This is a genomic window from Clostridium beijerinckii (assembly GCF_036699995.1).
In the GTDB taxonomy this organism is placed as follows: Bacteria; Bacillota; Clostridia; order Clostridiales; family Clostridiaceae; genus Clostridium; species Clostridium helianthi.
The window spans coordinates 866,616-885,001 of the sequence record NZ_CP144906.1; the positions used below are offsets into that span (position 1 = coordinate 866,616).

Below are 18,386 nucleotides of genomic sequence, written 5' to 3' on the forward strand. Positions count from 1 at the left end.
ACGAAATTTTGATTTTTCATGAGGAATTCAGCTAATATTTTAAGTTCTTTTATATGGTGTATTTAGCTCGGTCATTTCAATGAATTTTGAAAGTGAGTTAGTCATTAAAGAATCTTTCCGCCTTATAAAAAATGTTTTTGTAGTGTTATATTTATCGGGCACTGAGAATGATTTTAGAAGTCCTTTCTTTTCATAATCTTCAATAGTGGACTTTGGTACAAATGATGCACCAAGATCAGCAATAACGCCTTCAATAATAGAAGTTAAATTATTAAATTCCATATATCGAATATTATGAACGCCTTTAGATTTAAGCCAGTTTTCAAGTTGTGTTCTATTAGGGCATCCTGCTGTACTCATCAAAAATGGTTTTGAATATAGATCTTCTATATTATCATATTTAGGATTTGATATTAGTACTAAGGTTTCTTCGACTACAAGTTCACTTACGATATTTTCATCGCTAAAGGATTGAGCTTTGACAAAAGCACCATCTAACTGGAAATGTTTTATTTTATAAATAAGTTCATCTGATTGACTTGTTATAAGAGATAGATCGACTTTAGGGTAAGCTTTATGATACTGAGATAAGATTTCAGGAAGACGTATTGCAGATACTGTGTGAACAGCACCAATTGATAAACTTCCTGAAGGATCGCAACAATCATTTAAGGCTTTATCAGCTTCATCCAATAAATAAATGATTTTTTCGGCATAAGCTAGTAATTTCTCACCTGTAGGAGTTAAAATCATACCCCGCTGTCTATAAAAGAGTTGTGTATTTAAATCAGACTCTAATTGTTGAATTCTAGCTGTAACATTAGATTGAACATATCCCAGAGCCTGCGCAGCCTTTGTTATGCTGCCTGCTTGAGCAACAGCTCTGAAAATTCTTAATTCACTACTTTCCATTTTATCACTCCAATATATAAATCACTAAAAGTGAATCTTGATATCTTATATAATCATTTTACATGATATATAATCTCTTGTAAACTATGTATAGAAAACAAAATTAAATGGCTTCGATGGGATTAATCATATAAGGGGTTATCTACACTCGAAAATTTATTCCATTTATAAATAAGGAGATTATATGACAAATTCTAAATCACACAAATGGAGCATTCTACTTGTTGTTACATTAGTTTCATTTATTACAAATTTAGATTCTACTATTGTAATAATAGGTTTGCCTAATATGATGGAAGGATTAAATATTTCAGTAACTACTGGATTGTGGATAATTACTGGTTACATTATTGCAAGTACAGTTTTAATATTGCCTGCTGGAAAATGGGCAGATACAGTTGGAACAAAGCGTATTTTCGTGTTAGGACTTATAATTTTTGCAGTTGGTACAATACTTTGTGGAATTGCAGACTCAGGATTGACTTTAAATTTATATAGGCTAATTCAAGGAGGTGGAGCAGCATTAGCAATGGCAACTGCAACTCCAACTATAATTAAGACTTTTCATAGTAATGAGCTTGGGCTAGCCTTGAGTATTAATGCTACTTCATGGGTTATTGGAGCAATAATTGGACCAGTAGCTGGTGGTGCTCTAATTAGCAGCTTTGGTTGGAGATCAATATTCTTTATTACAGTACCTTTTGTACTTCTTTGCATAATTGGAGCATTTTTAGTAATGGAAGAGACTAAACCTAATATTAATCAAAAAAATGACTGGATTGGGATATTAACATTTAGCTTAGGTTTAATATTAACGATGATAGTACTTTCAGAAGGACAATCATTAGGATGGGTATCATATAAAACTTTAGGGCTATGTATAGTTACAATTTTATTATGGGTTGCATTTATAATCACAGAATTACGCGTAGAAAATCCATTATTTAATTTCAAGCTGCTCCTGTACAGAAATTATTCAATTGGACTTGTAATTACATTATTTTATTGTATTGCATATTTTTCATTACCTTTATTGTTGAGTATATATTTGCAAAGTGCATTACATTTAAGTCCAACTATGTCAGGGCTATTGATGATTTCACTATCTGTACCACAGCTTATATTGGGTCCGTTTGCAGGTAAACTTGTAGATAATATCGGATCATTAAAGACTCTTACATTTGGAATTGTGTTTCTTATTATAGGAATATTCTTTCTTGGAAATCTTGGGGGAGAGCTATCAGTTAAAGCTATAGTTACACCACTAATATTATTATCAATAGCAAATGGCCTAGCTTGGCCGTCGTTAGCGAAAACTGTATTGTCAGCAGTGCCTAAAGAACAATCTGGTTCAGCATCAGGGATGCATTATACTATAATGAATGTTGGTAAAGCATTAAGTCAGACATTAGCCATATTAACAATAGAAGTTATTATACCTGCGGATGTAGTCTCTAAGGCAATTATAGGTATGGGAAGCTTTGCTAATGTAAATATAAGTGGAAATTTAGTTAAGTCTATAGATTCCGGTTTCAGATTTTTTACAATTTTCTTTGTAGTTGCACTAGGGTTAAGTTTATTTCTTTTATATTCTAAAAGAGGAGAGAATATTAAAGAAAGAGTTGATATGGCATAGGTTATGGTACGTTATTTATTAATTTATATCTTTAGATATCATTAAATAGGCAAAGAAAATTGATTGCAAGGTTTTAATCACTTTTCTAATATCCAAGATTAGCATTTTATTTGAATTAGACTTAGAATATAATTATTAAAAGGGAGGATTAATATGGAAAATGTAATTGAAAATATAAAATCAAGAAGAAGTATAAGAAAATACAAAAAGGAACAAATAAAAGATGAGGAACTATTTACAATCTTAGATTCAGCAAAACATGCACCAAGTGGAGGTAACTCTCAAACATGGCAATTTACTGTAGTTCAAAATAAAGAAATTCTTTTAGAGTTAAATGGATATATTAAAGAAGCTTTTGAAAAGCTTGAAGTTGATGAAAATACCTATAAAAGTAAAAAAGCAGGTAAAGTTGCATCGAAGAAAGATGACTACAATTTTTATTACAACGCTCCAACATTGATTATAGTATCGAATGAGTCTAACTATAGTAATGCAATGGCAGATAGTGCTTGTGCTATAGAAAATATGCTTTTAGCCGCAAATTACTTGGAACTTGGAGCATGTTGGATAAATCAATTAACATGGTTTGACAATGATGAAAATGTAAGAAAGTTACTTACACGCTTAGGAATTTCAGAAAAACATAAGGTTTGTGGGTCTATTTGTATTGGTTATATAGATGGTATTAAGCCAGAGAAAAAAATATTGAAGGAAAATACAGTGACAATTATAAGATAATAGGGAATTATATTTATATTGACTTATAAAATATCATCAAATCAATTAATAGTTGGTTTAGTAATTTGAACTTTACATTAACTTCATACCATCCACTAAAATCTAAAGTTTAGATTTTAGTGGGTGATTTTTTTATTATTATGCTTTTCCTTTAGAGTATGTTTTTTATGTTCAATGAAAGCTAATTGTCTTTCAATCTCTTCCTTTTTTGCTAAAAGTATTTCCTCTTGTTCTAAAACAATGGAATAACGTTCTTTAAGTCCCATTTTATCTTCATTAGATAGATCAATATAATGGCGAATTAGATCAATTCCCATTCCTGTACTTCGCATACATTGAATCATTCGTAATCTCATAATTTGATCATCAGAAAATAAACGAATATTATTCTTATCTCGAGCTATTCCTTGGAGTAATCCGATATCTTCATAATAACGGATAGTAGGCTTGGATAGTTTAGTTATTTTAGAAACTTCATTGATTGTATATTTGGGGTCGGATCCATAAATAAAATTTTCCATAAAAAAATCTCCTAAAATTTCTTGACTTAAAGTTACTTGAATGTATTAAAGTGATTATAGCATATAGAAATATGAAATTCAATTTGGAGGCAAGGGAATGAATAATAATGAAAATATTAAAGTAATTGACAAAATTTACATTAATGGAGAATTTATAAAACCTAATGGAACAGAATCAATGGATATTATAAATCCTTCAACAAAAGAAATAATTGGACGTGTAATCTTAGGAAATGAGGTTGATACACAAAAGGCTATTGCAGCTGCTAAAGAAGCATTTAAAACATTCTCAAAAACTACATTAGAAGAGCGAAGTGATATGCTTAAAAGGTTATATGATGCTGTAATCTCGAGGGCTGATGAGTTAACTCAAGCATGCGTAGAAGAATATGGTGCGGCAGTTAAGGCAGCAGCAGGCAGAACTCAACTTACTGCTAATAGTTTTCTTTGGGCTAAGGAAGTGATGGAAGAGTTTGAGTTCACTAAGTATATTGGTAAAGCCAAGGTTGTCCTTGAACCTGTAGGAGTAATTGCTTTGATTACCCCTTGGAACGCAAACAATTCCCAGATAGCTATAAAAGTAGCTACAGCTATTTCAACAGGATGCACAGTAGTTATAAAACCTAGTGAATTTTGCGCTATCCAAACTCAAATTTTGGCTGAATGTTTCCATGAAGCAGGAATACCATCAGGTGTAATTAATATAGTTAATGGCCTAGGAGGTTCGGTCGGTGCTGAATTAACTCGTAATCCAGATGTTGCAATGATTTCTTTTACTGGTTCTACTAAAACTGCTAAAATTATTCATCATGGTGCTGTTGATACCATGAAAAGAGTCATTCTTGAATTGGGAGGGAAATCACCTAATATAATTCTTGATGACGCTGATTTTACAAAAGCTATTCCACGTGCAATTATGAGTTGCTTTGGAAATAATGGACAAATGTGTATTGCTGGAAGCCGACTATTGGTTCCAGAACATCGTCTTAGTGAAGTTAAAGAGCTTATTAAAAAAGCTGTTGAAAATACCAAGGTAGGATATCCATGGGAAGAGGATACGTTTATAGGGCCTATGATAAATGAAAATCACTATAATAATGTTCAACGTTACATTAAGATTGGTATAGAAGAAGGTGCTGAACTGATAGTTGGAGGAGAAGGGCATCCTGAAGGATTGGAGAATGGCAATTTTGTAAAGCCAACAGTTTTTGCAAATGTAACTAGAGATATGACTATTGCTAGAGAAGAAATATTTGGCCCAGTTTTATCTATTTTGACTTATAGAACCGAAGAAGAAGCCGTAGAAATTGCAAATGACACAGTATATGGTTTAGGGGCATATATAAGTTCTTCTAACATAGAAAAGGCAAATCAAATTGCTTCTCAAATCGCTGCAGGAACAATTTATATAAATGATGTTATGCTTGAGATGAAAGCACCATTTGGTGGATTTAAACAATCTGGAATTGGTAGAGAATGCGGCATATACGGACTTCAAGAACATCTAGAACCTAAAACCATAATAGTTTCTAATGAGAATATTAAATAAAGAATTTATATGGCATAATTAGTAATTTCACTACTAATTAGATTTATAATAGTTGTGTATTTGTAAAAAGAGTGTTTCTATTTCATTATAACCCCACAAGAATCTCGAAATTAGATTCTTGTGGGATTACCTTTATTCATAGATGTTTAAAGAATAAATCTATATTTTTAATAGTTGCAATATATAGTATAATAGTTGTTAGAAATCAGGAAAGAAATTAATATTTATATTTAATAATTTCTAATAAATGATAGGTGAGGAACGTAAAGAGATGACAATGGAATTAGAGAAATACTATAATAAATTTTGTGAGGATAAAAGATTAACTAGAAAATATGCACAAGTTGAGTTCTTAACTTCTATGAAATATATTCATGAGTATCTAGAAAAGAATAATGGTTCCAAAATTTTAGATGTTGGTGCTGGAACAGGAAGATACTCTGTGGAGCTAGCAAATGAGGGGTATGATGTCACAGCAATTGAGCTTGTAAAGCATAATCTGGGTATTTTAAAATCAAAAGGAAGTTCAGTAAAAGCATATCAAGGGACAGCATTAGATTTATCAAGATTTGAAGAAAATACATTTGATATGACATTGGTATTTGGACCGATGTATCACTTATACAATTTTCAGGATAAAGCAAAAGCCTTACAAGAGGCGAAGAGAGTAACAAAGGTTGGAGGAGTTATCTTAGTAGCTTATTGTATGAATGAATATAGCGTAATAACATATGGTTTTAAGGAAAATAATATTCGTTCATCTATTAAAAATGGAAAGCTTACTGATGATTTTCATGTTATATCTGAACCAAAAGATTTATATGATTATGTAAGGATTGAAGATATCAATAAGTTAAATGAAGAAGTAAGACTAAAAAGGATAAAATTAATTTCAGCAGATGGGCCAGCGAATTACATGAGATCTGTTTTAAATGCTATGGATGAAGAGACATTTAAGCTTTTTATTAACTATCATTTTTCTACATGTGAAAGACCAGAGTTGCTTGGAGCAAGTGCACATACATTAGACATTTTAATAAAGGAATAGGAAAAGAGAGTTAAATTTTAATTATTAATAAGAAATAAATATAGCACCTTTTTCAAATATGAAAGGTATAATATAAAATAAATTCTTAACAAAGTGTTTGTTTTATATTATACTTTTTTGTCTTTAAATAAAAAAATTTTATAATATTATACAGGAACACCATGTAATTTAAATATTTACCAATAATTATATGGATAATTATTATTGTTAAATAATTATTTTATATTGAATACAATTAATTTAGTGCTATAATAAAATTATAAAAGATCGATTATATGAGGAAAAAAGGTGTTTATTATGAATGTTAAATTAGAAAATAGATATAGATTATTTATCAATGGAGAATGGAGAGATGCTTCAGATGGAGCTACAATAAAGACTTATAATCCAGCTAATGGGGAATTTTTAGCTGAGATTGCAGATGCTACAGAAAAAGATGTAGATGATGCTGTTAATTCTGCAAGACAAGCCTTTGTTACATGGAGCAAAACTACTGTTGTAGAAAGAGCAAATATATTAAATAAAATTGCTGATATTATTAAAGAAAATGCAGAATACTTAGCTACAGTAGAAACTTTAGATAATGGAAAACCAATTAGAGAGACAACAGGAGCAGATATTCCATTAGCAGCAGATCACTTTAGATATTTTGCAGGTGTTATTCGTGCTGATGAGGGTTCTGCAACAATGATAGATGAAAATACTTTAAATTTAATATTAAGTGAGCCAATTGGTGTTGTAGGGCAAATAGTCCCTTGGAATTTTCCATTCTTAATGGCGGCTTGGAAGTTAGCCCCAGTGTTAGCAGCTGGAGATGTTTCAGTATTTAAGCCATCAAGTACTACTTCATTGAGCGTATTAGAGCTTATGAAACTAATACAAAGTATTGTTCCTAGTGGTGTAATTAACATTATTACAGGAAAAGGATCAAAGAGTGGTGAATATTTACAAAATCATGAATGTCTTGATAAATTAGCATTTACAGGATCTACAGAAGTTGGAAGACAAATTGGACTTGCTGCGGCTAAACGTATTATTCCTGCAACTTTAGAGCTTGGAGGAAAGTCAGCTAATATTTTCTTTAGTGATGCAAATATGGACATTGCATTAGAAGGTATTCAATTGGGAATTTTATTTAACCAAGGACAAGTTTGCTCTGCAGGTTCTAGAATATTTGTACAAGAAGATTTTTATGATGAATTTATGGAAAAAGCAATTGCTGCTTTTGAAAAAGTTAAAGTTGGAAACCCATTAGATCCTAATACTCAAATGGGAGCGCAAGTTAGTGAATCTCAACTTAAAAAAATTCTTAAATATATAGAAATAGGTAAACAAGAAGGAGCAAAAGTAGCGACAGGAGGGGAAAGATTCATCGAGGGTGATGCTAAGAATGGATACTTTATGAAACCTACTTTACTTACAGATGTCACTAATGATATGAGAGTAGCTAGAGAAGAAATATTTGGGCCAGTTGGAGTTGTAATTAAATTTAAGACAGAAGAAGAAGTCATTGCTATGGCAAATGATAGTGAATATGGTTTAGGTGGTGGAGTATTTACTACTAACTTAAATCGTGCTATAAGAGTTGCTAAAGGAATAAGGACTGGACGTATATGGGTTAACACTTATAATACTTTCCCAGCAGGTGCAACATTTGGTGGATACAAAGAATCTGGTATAGGCAGGGAAACTCACAAAGTTATACTAGAAGCGTATACTCAAAAGAAAAATATCATAGTTAATTTATCAGAAACTCCTGGTGGAATGTATATAAAGTAATGAATATTGAATCATATTATATGTATTAGAATCAAGCCCCTATATTTTAGGTTTAATAAGGTATATAACTTTCTGAATTTTAAATGTGAACTCATTATTGAATTATATACAGATTATAATAGCCATAAAGACCCTTAATCAGGATCTTTATGGCTATTTAAATGAGAAAAGTATTATTTACAGTCAGTTAAAGCAAAGCATTAACGCCATTTACTTTAGCTTGTTCATCATCATCTATAGGAATTATAATACATTTCTTTCCGTCTATTATTTGTGATTTTATTTGAGATACTTTTTGAGGTTTTACATTAAGTACAATATCATAATTTGGAGCATCACTAACCTCAGTTTCTATTTCAGAGTTTTCAGTATTATTTGCATCAGATGCTGTTTCTGAATCAAGATTTTCATCTAAATTAGAGTCAGAAGCCACTTCTAAGATGGTATCAGATTCTGTCTTTAAAGCAGAATTAGGCTCTGAATCTAAGATCTTATTCAAAGCTGATTCAGTTTCTGATTCTAAAGCAGCTTCTTTCTCTGAATCTGCTAAAGCATCCAGTTTTGTCTTTTCAAGTCTTTCTTCTAATATTCGTACTTTCTTTTCAAGTTTTTCTTCCTTTTTTCTTTGTTCATTTGCTGCAAGTGCTTTTTTATCAATTAAATTTTCTGCTACAGGCGGAGTATCTCCAAATGCTTCTGTATATGATTTTTCAATCTTTGCAGTGATCTCTTCAGGAACTCCACTTTCGATTAAAATATCTTGAATATTATCATTACTCAAAACTATAGGTTCAGCATTTTTGCCGTTAACAGTAGTATGATCATCTACTATAGTATTGAGAGTTTCTTGAATTTCCATAAATAAATGCTCTGATTTTTCATCATCACTTCCAACAGCTTTACGAATTATATTTTGGAATGTTTCTTTTTGCTCTGTAGCTGTTTGTTTTGAACTACAACCTAAAGCTTCCTCCATAAATTCAGGATGAGGATCTTTTGCATCTTTTGTGTAATACATAATAGAATGAATATCAGTACTACGATCTATAAATGCTGGAAATACAAATCCAAGGTCTGGTGGACCAACTACCCAATCTCTAATACGAGCTCCAATTCGATTTTCATCTTCAAGATATCCAAGAGCTGGTTTTGAAAGTGATACTGGACAGATTGCACATAATATATATTCATATACCTCTTCAGATTCATCTAATTTTGAGTTATCCGTAGTTTTTGTCATAACATCATAGGCATCGTGAAAAACGAGTATTAGAAAGTTACCAGTATATTCATAACTATTTATAATCATTTTATAAAAGCTATCGAGCATAGAATCATCTTTTAATTTACTTTTTTTTAGCTCCATTAAGGAAAGCTGTCTGCCACCTATGCCTTCTTCATCAAGAGGAAAGTTAAGTTCAAGAATGTTATTTCCAACTGTTCCAGATAGTGTTTTCTTGGCAATTTCTAAATATTTAAAGAATTCTTCCTCTCTTAGATTTAAAAAAGTTTCTTTAAATTTTAATACAATATCTTTTTGACCATCTACATAACAACCACACATTTTAGTAAAAGTACAGTCATCTTTTTTTAAACGTCTTTTTAATTCTAATATATCTTTTTTGTTCATAAATCTCCCTCTCATTTCGCCGAGTTTTTATTAGATACATGAAATAACATGTCCAAATTTGCTGTGAATATTTTATACTTGGACTCTAAAACATTCTCTTTAGAAACTCGTAATTTCTTATAGATTTTGTATTTTAAGAGTCTGGACTCTATATAAAATAGACTGGCTATTGACTGCTATTTTGAATACGCTTTAGCACATGCCAAAAATACTTCACATAATATAGTATAGTGTTGAATGGATAGCTCTGCAAGATATTAAGTGAAGTTTAAAGCCATATTTTGTAAGAAGATTTAAGCGTTTATATTTGAGTAAACGTATAATATAAACATAGCTAATTTTATATAGGAATTAAAAATATAAAAAATATTATACGAATATATAGACAATTAAAACCAATTATGATAAGATTTAATTACTTAAACGTTTACTGAAAAAGAGGAATATGTTATGATTAGTAATATTAAAAGACCCACAATTAAAGATGTCGCTAAGAAATCCAATGTTTCTGTTGCCACAGTTTCTAGGATAATAAATAATCTAGATGGTTATTCAGAAGAGACTAGAAAAAAAGTAATTGAAGCTATGGATGAACTTGGTTATCAAAGAAATGCTATTGCAAGAAATCTCAAGGTTAAAGAAACACGAACTATTGGAGTGTTACGTCCTAAGATAAGCACTACATATTATGTAGAAATTTTAAATGGAATAGAAGATTTTGCGCAACGCAATAATTACAGCGTTATAATCTGTAATGGTGGAGATAAGTGGGAGAGAATGTCAGAATATCTTCAGGTATTATCTGAAAGACAGGTAGATGGATTAATTGTTTGCAGCATACCTCCAGATGATACTTTATGCAAAAGAATAATAGACTCACATATTCCAACAGTTCTTGTTTCAGGATTATCGTACAAGTATTCATTGCCTTATGTTAAGGTTGATGATTATCAAGCTGCTTATTCAGCAACATCATATTTAATTGAAAATGGCCATAAAGAGATAGCAATTATATCTGGACCGACTGAAGACCCTATAGCAGGAGTGCCACGTTTAAATGGATTTTTACAAGCATTAAGAGATAATAACATATCCATAAAGAAAAATCTTATTAAAGAAAAAGGGTTTGGCTTTATAGATGGGGTTGAAGGGATGAATGAACTTCTAAAGACAGGTGAGAAATTTACAGCTGTTTTTGCGGCATCTGATGATTGTGCTGTTGGAGCATTATCAGTAGCACATAAGAATGGTTTAAAAGTACCAGATGATCTATCTATAGTAGGTTATGATAACACAAATATAGCTGAGATGTCATACCCACCTTTAACAACAGTAGCACAACCTTTATACGATATGGGGAAAAAGTCTGTTGAAATGTTAATAAAAAGAATATCTAACAACGAAAAAGTTGAAAGCATAATAATGCCATTTGAAATTATAGAAAGAGAAACAGTTAAAAAAATTAAAAATATATAAGTTGCATTAATAAATGTTTATTTAAAGTTCTAGTATACTAAGTGCTCAATTGTGACTGAAATGTAGGAAATTAATAGTAATATATATATTGCAAAAAATAATTCTTCATCATAATTCTAAAAATATTGCAAGAATTTTAGCCGTAATTGTGAATTGTGAAATGTACATTGTGAATTGTAATATATATAAATTATTATAGGAATATAAGATTTTAGTGATTATTTATAAAATAATATGAAGCTATATTACAAGTTTCTATATACATTATAAGTTCAAAGCTTTGTAATATAATTTCATATAAGAGTTGAGAAAAATATTACGTAAATTTTTATAGTTTACGTAAACGATTAAGTATTAGTAAGTAAAAAAAGATATTAAAATGTACTTTTTAAGGCTGATACACCTAAAATAGTATAGTTAATATAATATTAAATCTATGTAATCGTATACTGAAATTATAAAGTAGGGGGAAGAGAAATGAATAAAAAATTAAAATTACTAATGTCAATTACTATTAGTGCAGTAATTGGAACTTCATTATTAGCAGGATGTGGTTCTAAGGGAGGCAGCACAGAAAATGGAAAAGTAAAATTAGAGTTATTTTCGACTAAGGCAGAAAATAAAACAATATTACAATCATTAGCAAATGAATTTCAAGAAAAGAATCCTAATATTGAAATTTCAATTAATTCACCTGCAAATGCTGGTACTGTTTTAAAAACAAGACTTGCTAAAAATGATATGCCTGATCTAGTATCGTTAGGTGCAGATGTAAACTATGGTGCACTAGTAGATGCAAATGCCCTTGTTGATCTTACTAATGATGGCATTCTTGAAAACATACAAAAACCATATTTAGATATGCTTCATGGCATAGCAAGTAATGATAATGGAAAAATATATGGAGTTCCATATGCTACTAATGCTGATGGCGTTCTATACAATAAAGATATATTTTCAAAGCTAGGATTGCAAATTCCTAAAACATGGGATGAATTTATGGCTGTATCGAAAAAGATTAAAGATGCAGGCCAATTACCACTTTATTTGACACTTAAAGATGCGTGGACTGGAATGTGTTTCTGGAATGTTATAGCTAGTGACTTGGAGCCTAGTAATTTCTTAGCTGATAAAAAAGCAGGAAAAACAACTTTTGAAGCTACACATGGAGAAATAGTGGACAAAATGGAGACTATAGGAACTCTTGGGCAAGAAGATATTTTAGGAGTATCATACAATGATGGTAATGCAGCCTTTGCACAAGGTAAATCAGCAATGTATTTACAAGGAAACTGGGCTATTAGTGAAATAAAAAAAGCAAATCCTAATATAAATATAGGAATGTTCCCATTACCTGCAAGTAATGATCCATCTAAAAATAATATAATATCTGGTATAGATGTGTTTTTTGGAATAACAAGTAAGTCAAAACACTCTGATGAAGCAAAAAAATTCATAGAATTTATGACTCAAAAGGAGAATGCTCAAAAATATATAAAAGATCAATTTGCATTTTCTGCAGTTAAAGATGTGACACAAGATGATCAAAGTGTAACAGATGTACAAGAAAGCTTTAAAAATGGAAAAATTGGCGTTTTCCCTGATCACTACTATCCAAGCTCATTTGATGCAGCAAGTTTAGTTCAAGGGTTCTATAGTAAAAAAGATAAGGCAGAATTTTTAAAACAACTTGATACTGAATATGATAAAGCTAATAGCAAGCAATAAATAAGACAAAATAAAAGGCATAAGGATGTCCTAAAAGATGGCTGTAGCTTGATATTTATTGATAAACATGAAAAATAATATTTTTAGGAAAATAGACTAATTTTAGGACAACCTATGTTATATGTTAATAATATTTATTTGTCAAATGAAAAAATAATAGGGGGCTGAAGGTTTTGAAAAAGAAAAAAGCTTTTTATATTATGACTATACCAGCAGTTTTGTTATTCTTTATATTTCATACATTATCTCTTTTAGAAGGTGTATTTTATAGTTTTACCAATTCAAAAGGATATGGTGACTGGAGTTTTGTTGGATTAAAAAACTATATTGCAGTATTTCAAGATAGTAATGTTATGCATGCGTACATTTTTACTTTCAAATTTGCAATTATAACTACAATTATAGTAAACATATTAAGTCTTTTAATTGCTGTAGGTTTAAACTCAAAAATCAAATTTCAAAATACTTTAAAGTCAATATATTTTATTCCTAATATATTAGGAACTTTAATAGTGGCATTTATATTTAATTTTGTATTTGCTCATGTTATACCAAACATTGGAGAGACTATGAACATTTCTATGCTTAGTAAAAACATATTAGGTGATGAAAAGCTTGCATGGCTTGGAATAGTGTTTGTAGCAGCATGGCAATCAATAGCCTTTAATACAATAATATATTTATCTGGACTTCAGACAATTGATACTGATGTTTACGAAGCCTGTGATATTGATGGCGCTAGTTCATGGCAAAGATTTAAAAGCATAACATTTCCATTAATAGCACCCTTTTTCACAATTAACATGGTTTTATGTATGAAAGGATTTTTAATGGTATTTGATCAGGTTGTAGCTATGACAGGAGGAGGACCTGGAACTGTTACTCAGTCAATATCTTATGTAATTTATAACGGAGGATTTAACCAAGGAAGTTTTGCTTATCAATCTGCAAATGCTGTTATTTACTTCATCGTAATTGTAGCAATATCATTATTTCAGCTTAGAGTCCTTGAAAAGAGGGAGGAAAAAGTACTATGAGGAGAAACAAAACCAATTGGATAGTAACTACGCTTATGATAGCAGGAGCTTTGGTGGCTATAATATTTCCATTGTATCTAACCATATTAATAGCTGTAAAATCTCCACAAGATATGGTACCAAGTGCTTTATCATTTCCAAAGTCATTACGTTTTGAAAATTTTACTGAAGCCATTGAAATGACAAATTTCTTTGATGCTCTAAAAAACAGTTTAACAATAACAATTTCGGTATTAATTCTTACAATACTTTCAAATTCTTTGGTTTCATATGCCATAGCTAGAAATAGAAAGAAAAAGTTTTTTAATGCATTATACTATTACTTTTTGAGTGCTATGTTTGTACCATTTCCAATAATTATGCTTCCTCTTGTAAAGCAAGTAAATATGCTAAATATGGATAATATAATTGGAATAATATGCTTATACGTTGTATTTGGATTACCTTTTAATATATTTTTATATTCAGGTTATATTAAATCAATTCCAGTTTCACTTGAAGAAGCAGCAACAATAGATGGTGCTTCTACATTCCAAGTATTTTGGAGAATAATTTTCCCTTTACTAAAACCTATTAATGCTACGGTTGCAATTACTACTTGTTTGTGGACATGGAATGATTTCATGTTGCCACTTATCATCTTAGGTAAGCCAGAGATGGCTACATTGCCTTTAGTTCAATACGTATTCCAGTCTCAATTTACTACAAATTATAATCTGGCTTTTGCGTCATACTTGCTAGCATTATTACCAATGTTTATAGTATACATCTTTGCGCAAAAATGGATAAGAAATGGCATTGTAACTGGAGCTGTTAAATAATAAAAATGCATTTAAACGAAATAAAATAAGTAATATTAAAAGGAGAATAAGTCATGGATAAAAAATGGTGGAAAGAAAGTGTCGTTTATCAGGTATATCCTAGGAGTTTTAATGATTCTAATGGAGATGGAATTGGAGATTTAAGAGGAATAATAGAGAAGTTAGATTACTTGAAAGAATTGGGGATAGATGTAATATGGTTATCTCCAGTATATAAATCACCAAACGATGATAATGGATATGATATAAGCGATTATGAAGACATAATGGATGAATTTGGAACAATGGAAGATATGGATGATCTTATTAAGGAAGGAAATAAAAGAGGAATAAAAATTCTTATGGATTTAGTTGTAAACCATACTTCAGACGAACATAAATGGTTCATCGAAGCTAAGAAATCAAAAGATAATCCTTATAGAGATTATTATATATGGAGAGATCCAGTAAATGGAGAAGAACCAAATGATTTAAGATCAACATTTAGTGGTAGTGCATGGCAATATGATGAAACTACAGGGCAGTATTACTTACATTTATTTAGTAAAAAACAGCCAGATTTGAACTGGGAAAATGAAGAGGTGCGCAATAGAATTTATAAAATGATGAACTTCTGGATTGATAAAGGTATTGGCGGATTTAGAATGGATGTAATTGAACTTATAGGAAAGATTCCAGATAAAAAAGTTACGCATAATGGTCCAAAACTCCATGAATATATTAGAGAAATGAATAAGAAGACATTCGGCGGCAAAGATTTACTAACAGTTGGAGAGACTTGGGGATGTACTACAGAAATAGCTAAGAAATATTCAAATCCAGATGATAGTGAACTTAGCATGATATTTCAATTTGAGCACATTTTATTAGATCAACAGCCAGGTAAAGAAAAATGGGATTTAAAGCCGTTAGAATTATTAGATTTAAAGAAGGCATTATCTAGATGGCAAGTAGAGCTAGAAGGCACAGGCTGGAATAGTTTATTCTGGAATAATCATGACGTGCCAAGAATAGTTTCAAGGTGGGGGAATGATAAAGAATATAGGGTAGAAAGTGCGAAAATGCTTGCTACATTATTACATGGAATGAAGGGGACTCCATATATATATCAAGGTGAAGAGCTTGGTATGACAAATGTAAGATTTGAATCATTAGAGGATTATAAGGACATAGAAACTTTAAACATGTATAATGAAAGAAAAAAACAAGGTTATACTCATGAGGAGATAATGTTATCTATATATACAAAAGGTAGAGATAATGCCCGTACTCCAATGCAATGGGATGATAGTCAAAATGCAGGGTTCACAAGTGGACAGCCTTGGCTAAAAGTAAATCCTAATTACAAAGAAATAAATGCTGAATCGCAATTAAAAGATGAAAATTCTATATTCAATTATTATAAAAAACTAATAAAAATAAGAAAATCAAATCCAGTAGTTGTATACGGAAAATATGAATTGATGTTAGAAGAAAACAAAGAAATATTTGCATATACAAGAACTTTAGAAAATGAAATGTTACTAGTTATATGTAACTTTACAGGAAATGAGACAGAGTTTGTACTTGAAAGAAAATTTGAATTTAAATCTAAAGAACTTTTAATTTCAAATTATAATGTTAATGAAGATGATTGGATTGATAGTATAGAGCTTAAGCCATATGAATCTAGAATTTATAAGTTTGTATTATAGATGAACAACATTAAATTTAGAGCTATGGGATAATCAATCGAAAGTAGAAATATTGTTGTTCCGCAAGAATATGAAAATTTCGCTGAAAGTACTAAATTTTAGTTTTTAGATCTATAGAGCGTATAGCTATGAAATTTTGAAAGTTAATTTAAATTAAATAGGAATTTACCCCTCGGTTAATTAAATAGTCGAGGGGTTATTGTTTGTGTTGAAATAATTACAATTATGATAACATTAAAGATATAATGTTAAGAATCTATATTCCAGTAATAAATCTAAATCTAGAACTCTAGAAAGCTAATGTCCAATTAAGATTAGAATCTAGAAACTCAATTGAAATACATATAGTTAAATTGATGAATTAAGTGGGATCAGATAAAATAAGGTATATGAAGTGTTTTTAAAGATGTATATGAAAAAGTTTAGGAGGTATCATTTTGGAAAAAGAAGAAGTTGAATTATTGCCAGCAGGACTCATAACATGTTTATTAGATGACAGAGAAGTACGTATAATAAAAATATCTCCTAAAAAATTGACAGTGCGTGTGGCTGACGAAATAGGAAAGATAAGCAGTATAAAAGTTGCATTTCATAAGTTTGATGAAAACAGATATGAAGAAGTTATAATACAAGATTATAATATAGTGGAAAAAAGAAAAGAAGATTTTAGTTTAATATATATTTTCAGCATTGAAACACAAAAATACTCACATAATGTAAGAAGTGCTTTTAAAAAGTATTCAAATTATATTATGTTAAAAGCTTTTGGTGATGGCAATGAATTTTCAAAGGAAATGGTTAATTATCCGGCAAAGCTAGATGAGGAGTTTTATAAGGACTATTTAGAACAGAAAGAAGAGTGGCTGTTAAACGTAAATTATGGGGATTGGGATGAAGATATTATTGATTCAGTGGAGATAGCTGTTTCTTTAGATAACGATATATTATATAAAAAGTTTATGGATAATGATATCCAAACATTTAAGATGGATTACTTAAATGAAAATTTTATGGGGAGTCATGAGCTATTTAAGAAAGATATTAACAGGATTTATATTGGAAATGAATTTTGTCATAACTTATTTCCAGAAATGAAATTGTTAAAAGGTATGATGCAGAAAGCAAAAGAAGAGAGCCTCGAGATAACATTATGTTTTACATATATGAGAGAGTGTTATATAGAAAAAACAAAAGATATAATAGAGGCAGTATATAATTGGTGTAATGAAAATAATACTAAGATAGAAATTGTTGTAAATGATTTTGGAATGCTAAAATTACTTAAAGATAAGATAGATATTTTCAAGTTGTCACTAGGCGTTTTATTAAATAAGAGAAAAAAAGATCCAAGATATATTTACAAGAAAGGATACTTAGAAAATAAAGATCTTATAGCAACAAACAGTCTTAATAGTTCAATTTTTACGAAGTTTTTGAAAGAATGTAAAATAGAACGATATGAATATGAAAATTGTGGTTATAAAATTTCTGTTGCAGATGGGCACCATAGTATGCATATTCCTTTCTATCAAACAAATACATCTCAATATTGTCCACTACATGCAATGTGTACAACTATGGATAGAGGAAATCAGAAACTTGTTACTGACTGCCCAAAGTATTGTAGCGATTATGTATTTTCTTATCCAAAGCATTTAAAAATGGTTGGAAGATATAATTCGCTATTCACATTTGATGATACTTTGCTTAAAAATCCAAAAGAATTAGAGTATTACATAAATAGCGGAATCGATAGAATTGTTTTAAATTTTCTATAGATATCGAAATATGAGCTTATACTTATGTAGAGTTTAACG

The 18,386-nt window shown here is 30.1% G+C and carries 14 protein-coding genes; 11 read left to right on the forward strand and 3 right to left on the reverse strand.

Annotated elements, in window-relative coordinates:
• Window positions 1-39: 39 nt before the first annotated feature.
• Window positions 40-912 (reverse strand): LysR family transcriptional regulator, encoded by an 873-nt coding sequence (locus PZA12_RS04250; RefSeq protein WP_103698436.1) that lies wholly within the window; start codon window positions 910-912, stop codon window positions 40-42.
• 184 nt (window positions 913-1,096) lie between these two features.
• On the opposite strand from PZA12_RS04250, the gene PZA12_RS04255 reads away from it, so the two are divergent.
• Together PZA12_RS04255 and PZA12_RS04260 are read left to right on the forward strand one after the other, a co-directional pair.
• Window positions 1,097-2,548 carry an MFS transporter gene (locus PZA12_RS04255; RefSeq protein ID WP_103698437.1) on the forward strand — a complete coding sequence of 484 codons (1,452 nt, stop codon included), beginning with the start codon at window positions 1,097-1,099 and terminating at the stop codon, window positions 2,546-2,548.
• A gap of 153 nt (window positions 2,549-2,701) precedes the next feature.
• Window positions 2,702-3,286, forward strand: a complete 585-nt coding sequence (locus PZA12_RS04260; RefSeq protein WP_103698438.1) for a nitroreductase family protein — start codon at window positions 2,702-2,704, stop codon at window positions 3,284-3,286.
• A 116-nt stretch (window positions 3,287-3,402) separates the two neighbouring features.
• Here the strand turns inward: PZA12_RS04260 and PZA12_RS04265 are convergent, their stop codons facing one another.
• The gene (locus PZA12_RS04265; RefSeq protein ID WP_011968071.1) at window positions 3,403-3,807 is read right to left on the reverse strand and encodes a MerR family transcriptional regulator; all 405 of its coding nucleotides are present in this window, start codon (window positions 3,805-3,807) and stop codon (window positions 3,403-3,405) included.
• Between the two features lie 97 nt (window positions 3,808-3,904).
• Here PZA12_RS04265 and PZA12_RS04270 point away from each other — a divergent pair, with 97 nt between their 5' ends.
• From PZA12_RS04270 to PZA12_RS04280, 3 genes are all read left to right on the forward strand, one after another.
• Window positions 3,905-5,356 carry an aldehyde dehydrogenase family protein gene (locus PZA12_RS04270; protein ID WP_103698439.1) on the forward strand — a complete coding sequence of 484 codons (1,452 nt, stop codon included), beginning with the start codon at window positions 3,905-3,907 and terminating at the stop codon, window positions 5,354-5,356.
• A gap of 271 nt (window positions 5,357-5,627) precedes the next feature.
• A complete protein-coding gene (locus tag PZA12_RS04275) occupies window positions 5,628-6,404 on the forward strand; it encodes a class I SAM-dependent methyltransferase (protein ID WP_103698459.1) in 777 nt (258 codons plus the stop codon).
• Window positions 6,405-6,701: 297 nt separating this feature from the next.
• The gene (locus tag PZA12_RS04280) at window positions 6,702-8,183 is read left to right on the forward strand and encodes an aldehyde dehydrogenase family protein (RefSeq protein ID WP_103698460.1); all 1,482 of its coding nucleotides are present in this window, start codon (window positions 6,702-6,704) and stop codon (window positions 8,181-8,183) included.
• A 187-nt stretch (window positions 8,184-8,370) separates the two neighbouring features.
• Here PZA12_RS04280 and PZA12_RS04285 read toward each other — a convergent pair whose 3' ends face one another.
• Window positions 8,371-9,813, reverse strand: a complete 1,443-nt coding sequence (locus PZA12_RS04285) for a DUF4317 domain-containing protein (RefSeq protein ID WP_103698440.1) — start codon at window positions 9,811-9,813, stop codon at window positions 8,371-8,373.
• Window positions 9,814-10,263: 450 nt separating this feature from the next.
• On the opposite strand from PZA12_RS04285, the gene PZA12_RS04290 reads away from it, so the two are divergent.
• The 6 genes from PZA12_RS04290 to PZA12_RS04315 all read left to right on the forward strand — a co-directional run bounded on the left by PZA12_RS04290 (window position 10,264) and on the right by PZA12_RS04315 (window position 18,347).
• Window positions 10,264-11,289 (forward strand): LacI family DNA-binding transcriptional regulator, encoded by a 1,026-nt coding sequence (locus PZA12_RS04290; protein ID WP_103698441.1) that lies wholly within the window; start codon window positions 10,264-10,266, stop codon window positions 11,287-11,289.
• 477 nt (window positions 11,290-11,766) lie between these two features.
• A complete protein-coding gene (locus PZA12_RS04295) occupies window positions 11,767-13,017 on the forward strand; it encodes an ABC transporter substrate-binding protein (RefSeq protein WP_103698442.1) in 1,251 nt (416 codons plus the stop codon).
• A gap of 173 nt (window positions 13,018-13,190) precedes the next feature.
• Entirely contained in the window at window positions 13,191-14,054 is an 864-nt protein-coding gene (locus tag PZA12_RS04300; protein WP_015395047.1) for a carbohydrate ABC transporter permease, read from the forward strand.
• Window positions 14,051-14,875 (forward strand): carbohydrate ABC transporter permease, encoded by an 825-nt coding sequence (locus tag PZA12_RS04305; protein WP_023976566.1) that lies wholly within the window; start codon window positions 14,051-14,053, stop codon window positions 14,873-14,875. The genes PZA12_RS04300 and PZA12_RS04305 overlap by 4 nt, the downstream gene beginning before the upstream one ends.
• A 53-nt stretch (window positions 14,876-14,928) precedes the next feature.
• Window positions 14,929-16,569 carry a glycoside hydrolase family 13 protein gene (locus PZA12_RS04310; protein WP_103698443.1) on the forward strand — a complete coding sequence of 547 codons (1,641 nt, stop codon included), beginning with the start codon at window positions 14,929-14,931 and terminating at the stop codon, window positions 16,567-16,569.
• Between the two features lie 437 nt (window positions 16,570-17,006).
• The gene (locus tag PZA12_RS04315; protein ID WP_103698444.1) at window positions 17,007-18,347 is read left to right on the forward strand and encodes a hypothetical protein; all 1,341 of its coding nucleotides are present in this window, start codon (window positions 17,007-17,009) and stop codon (window positions 18,345-18,347) included.
• The last annotated feature ends 39 nt before the right edge of the window (window positions 18,348-18,386 follow it).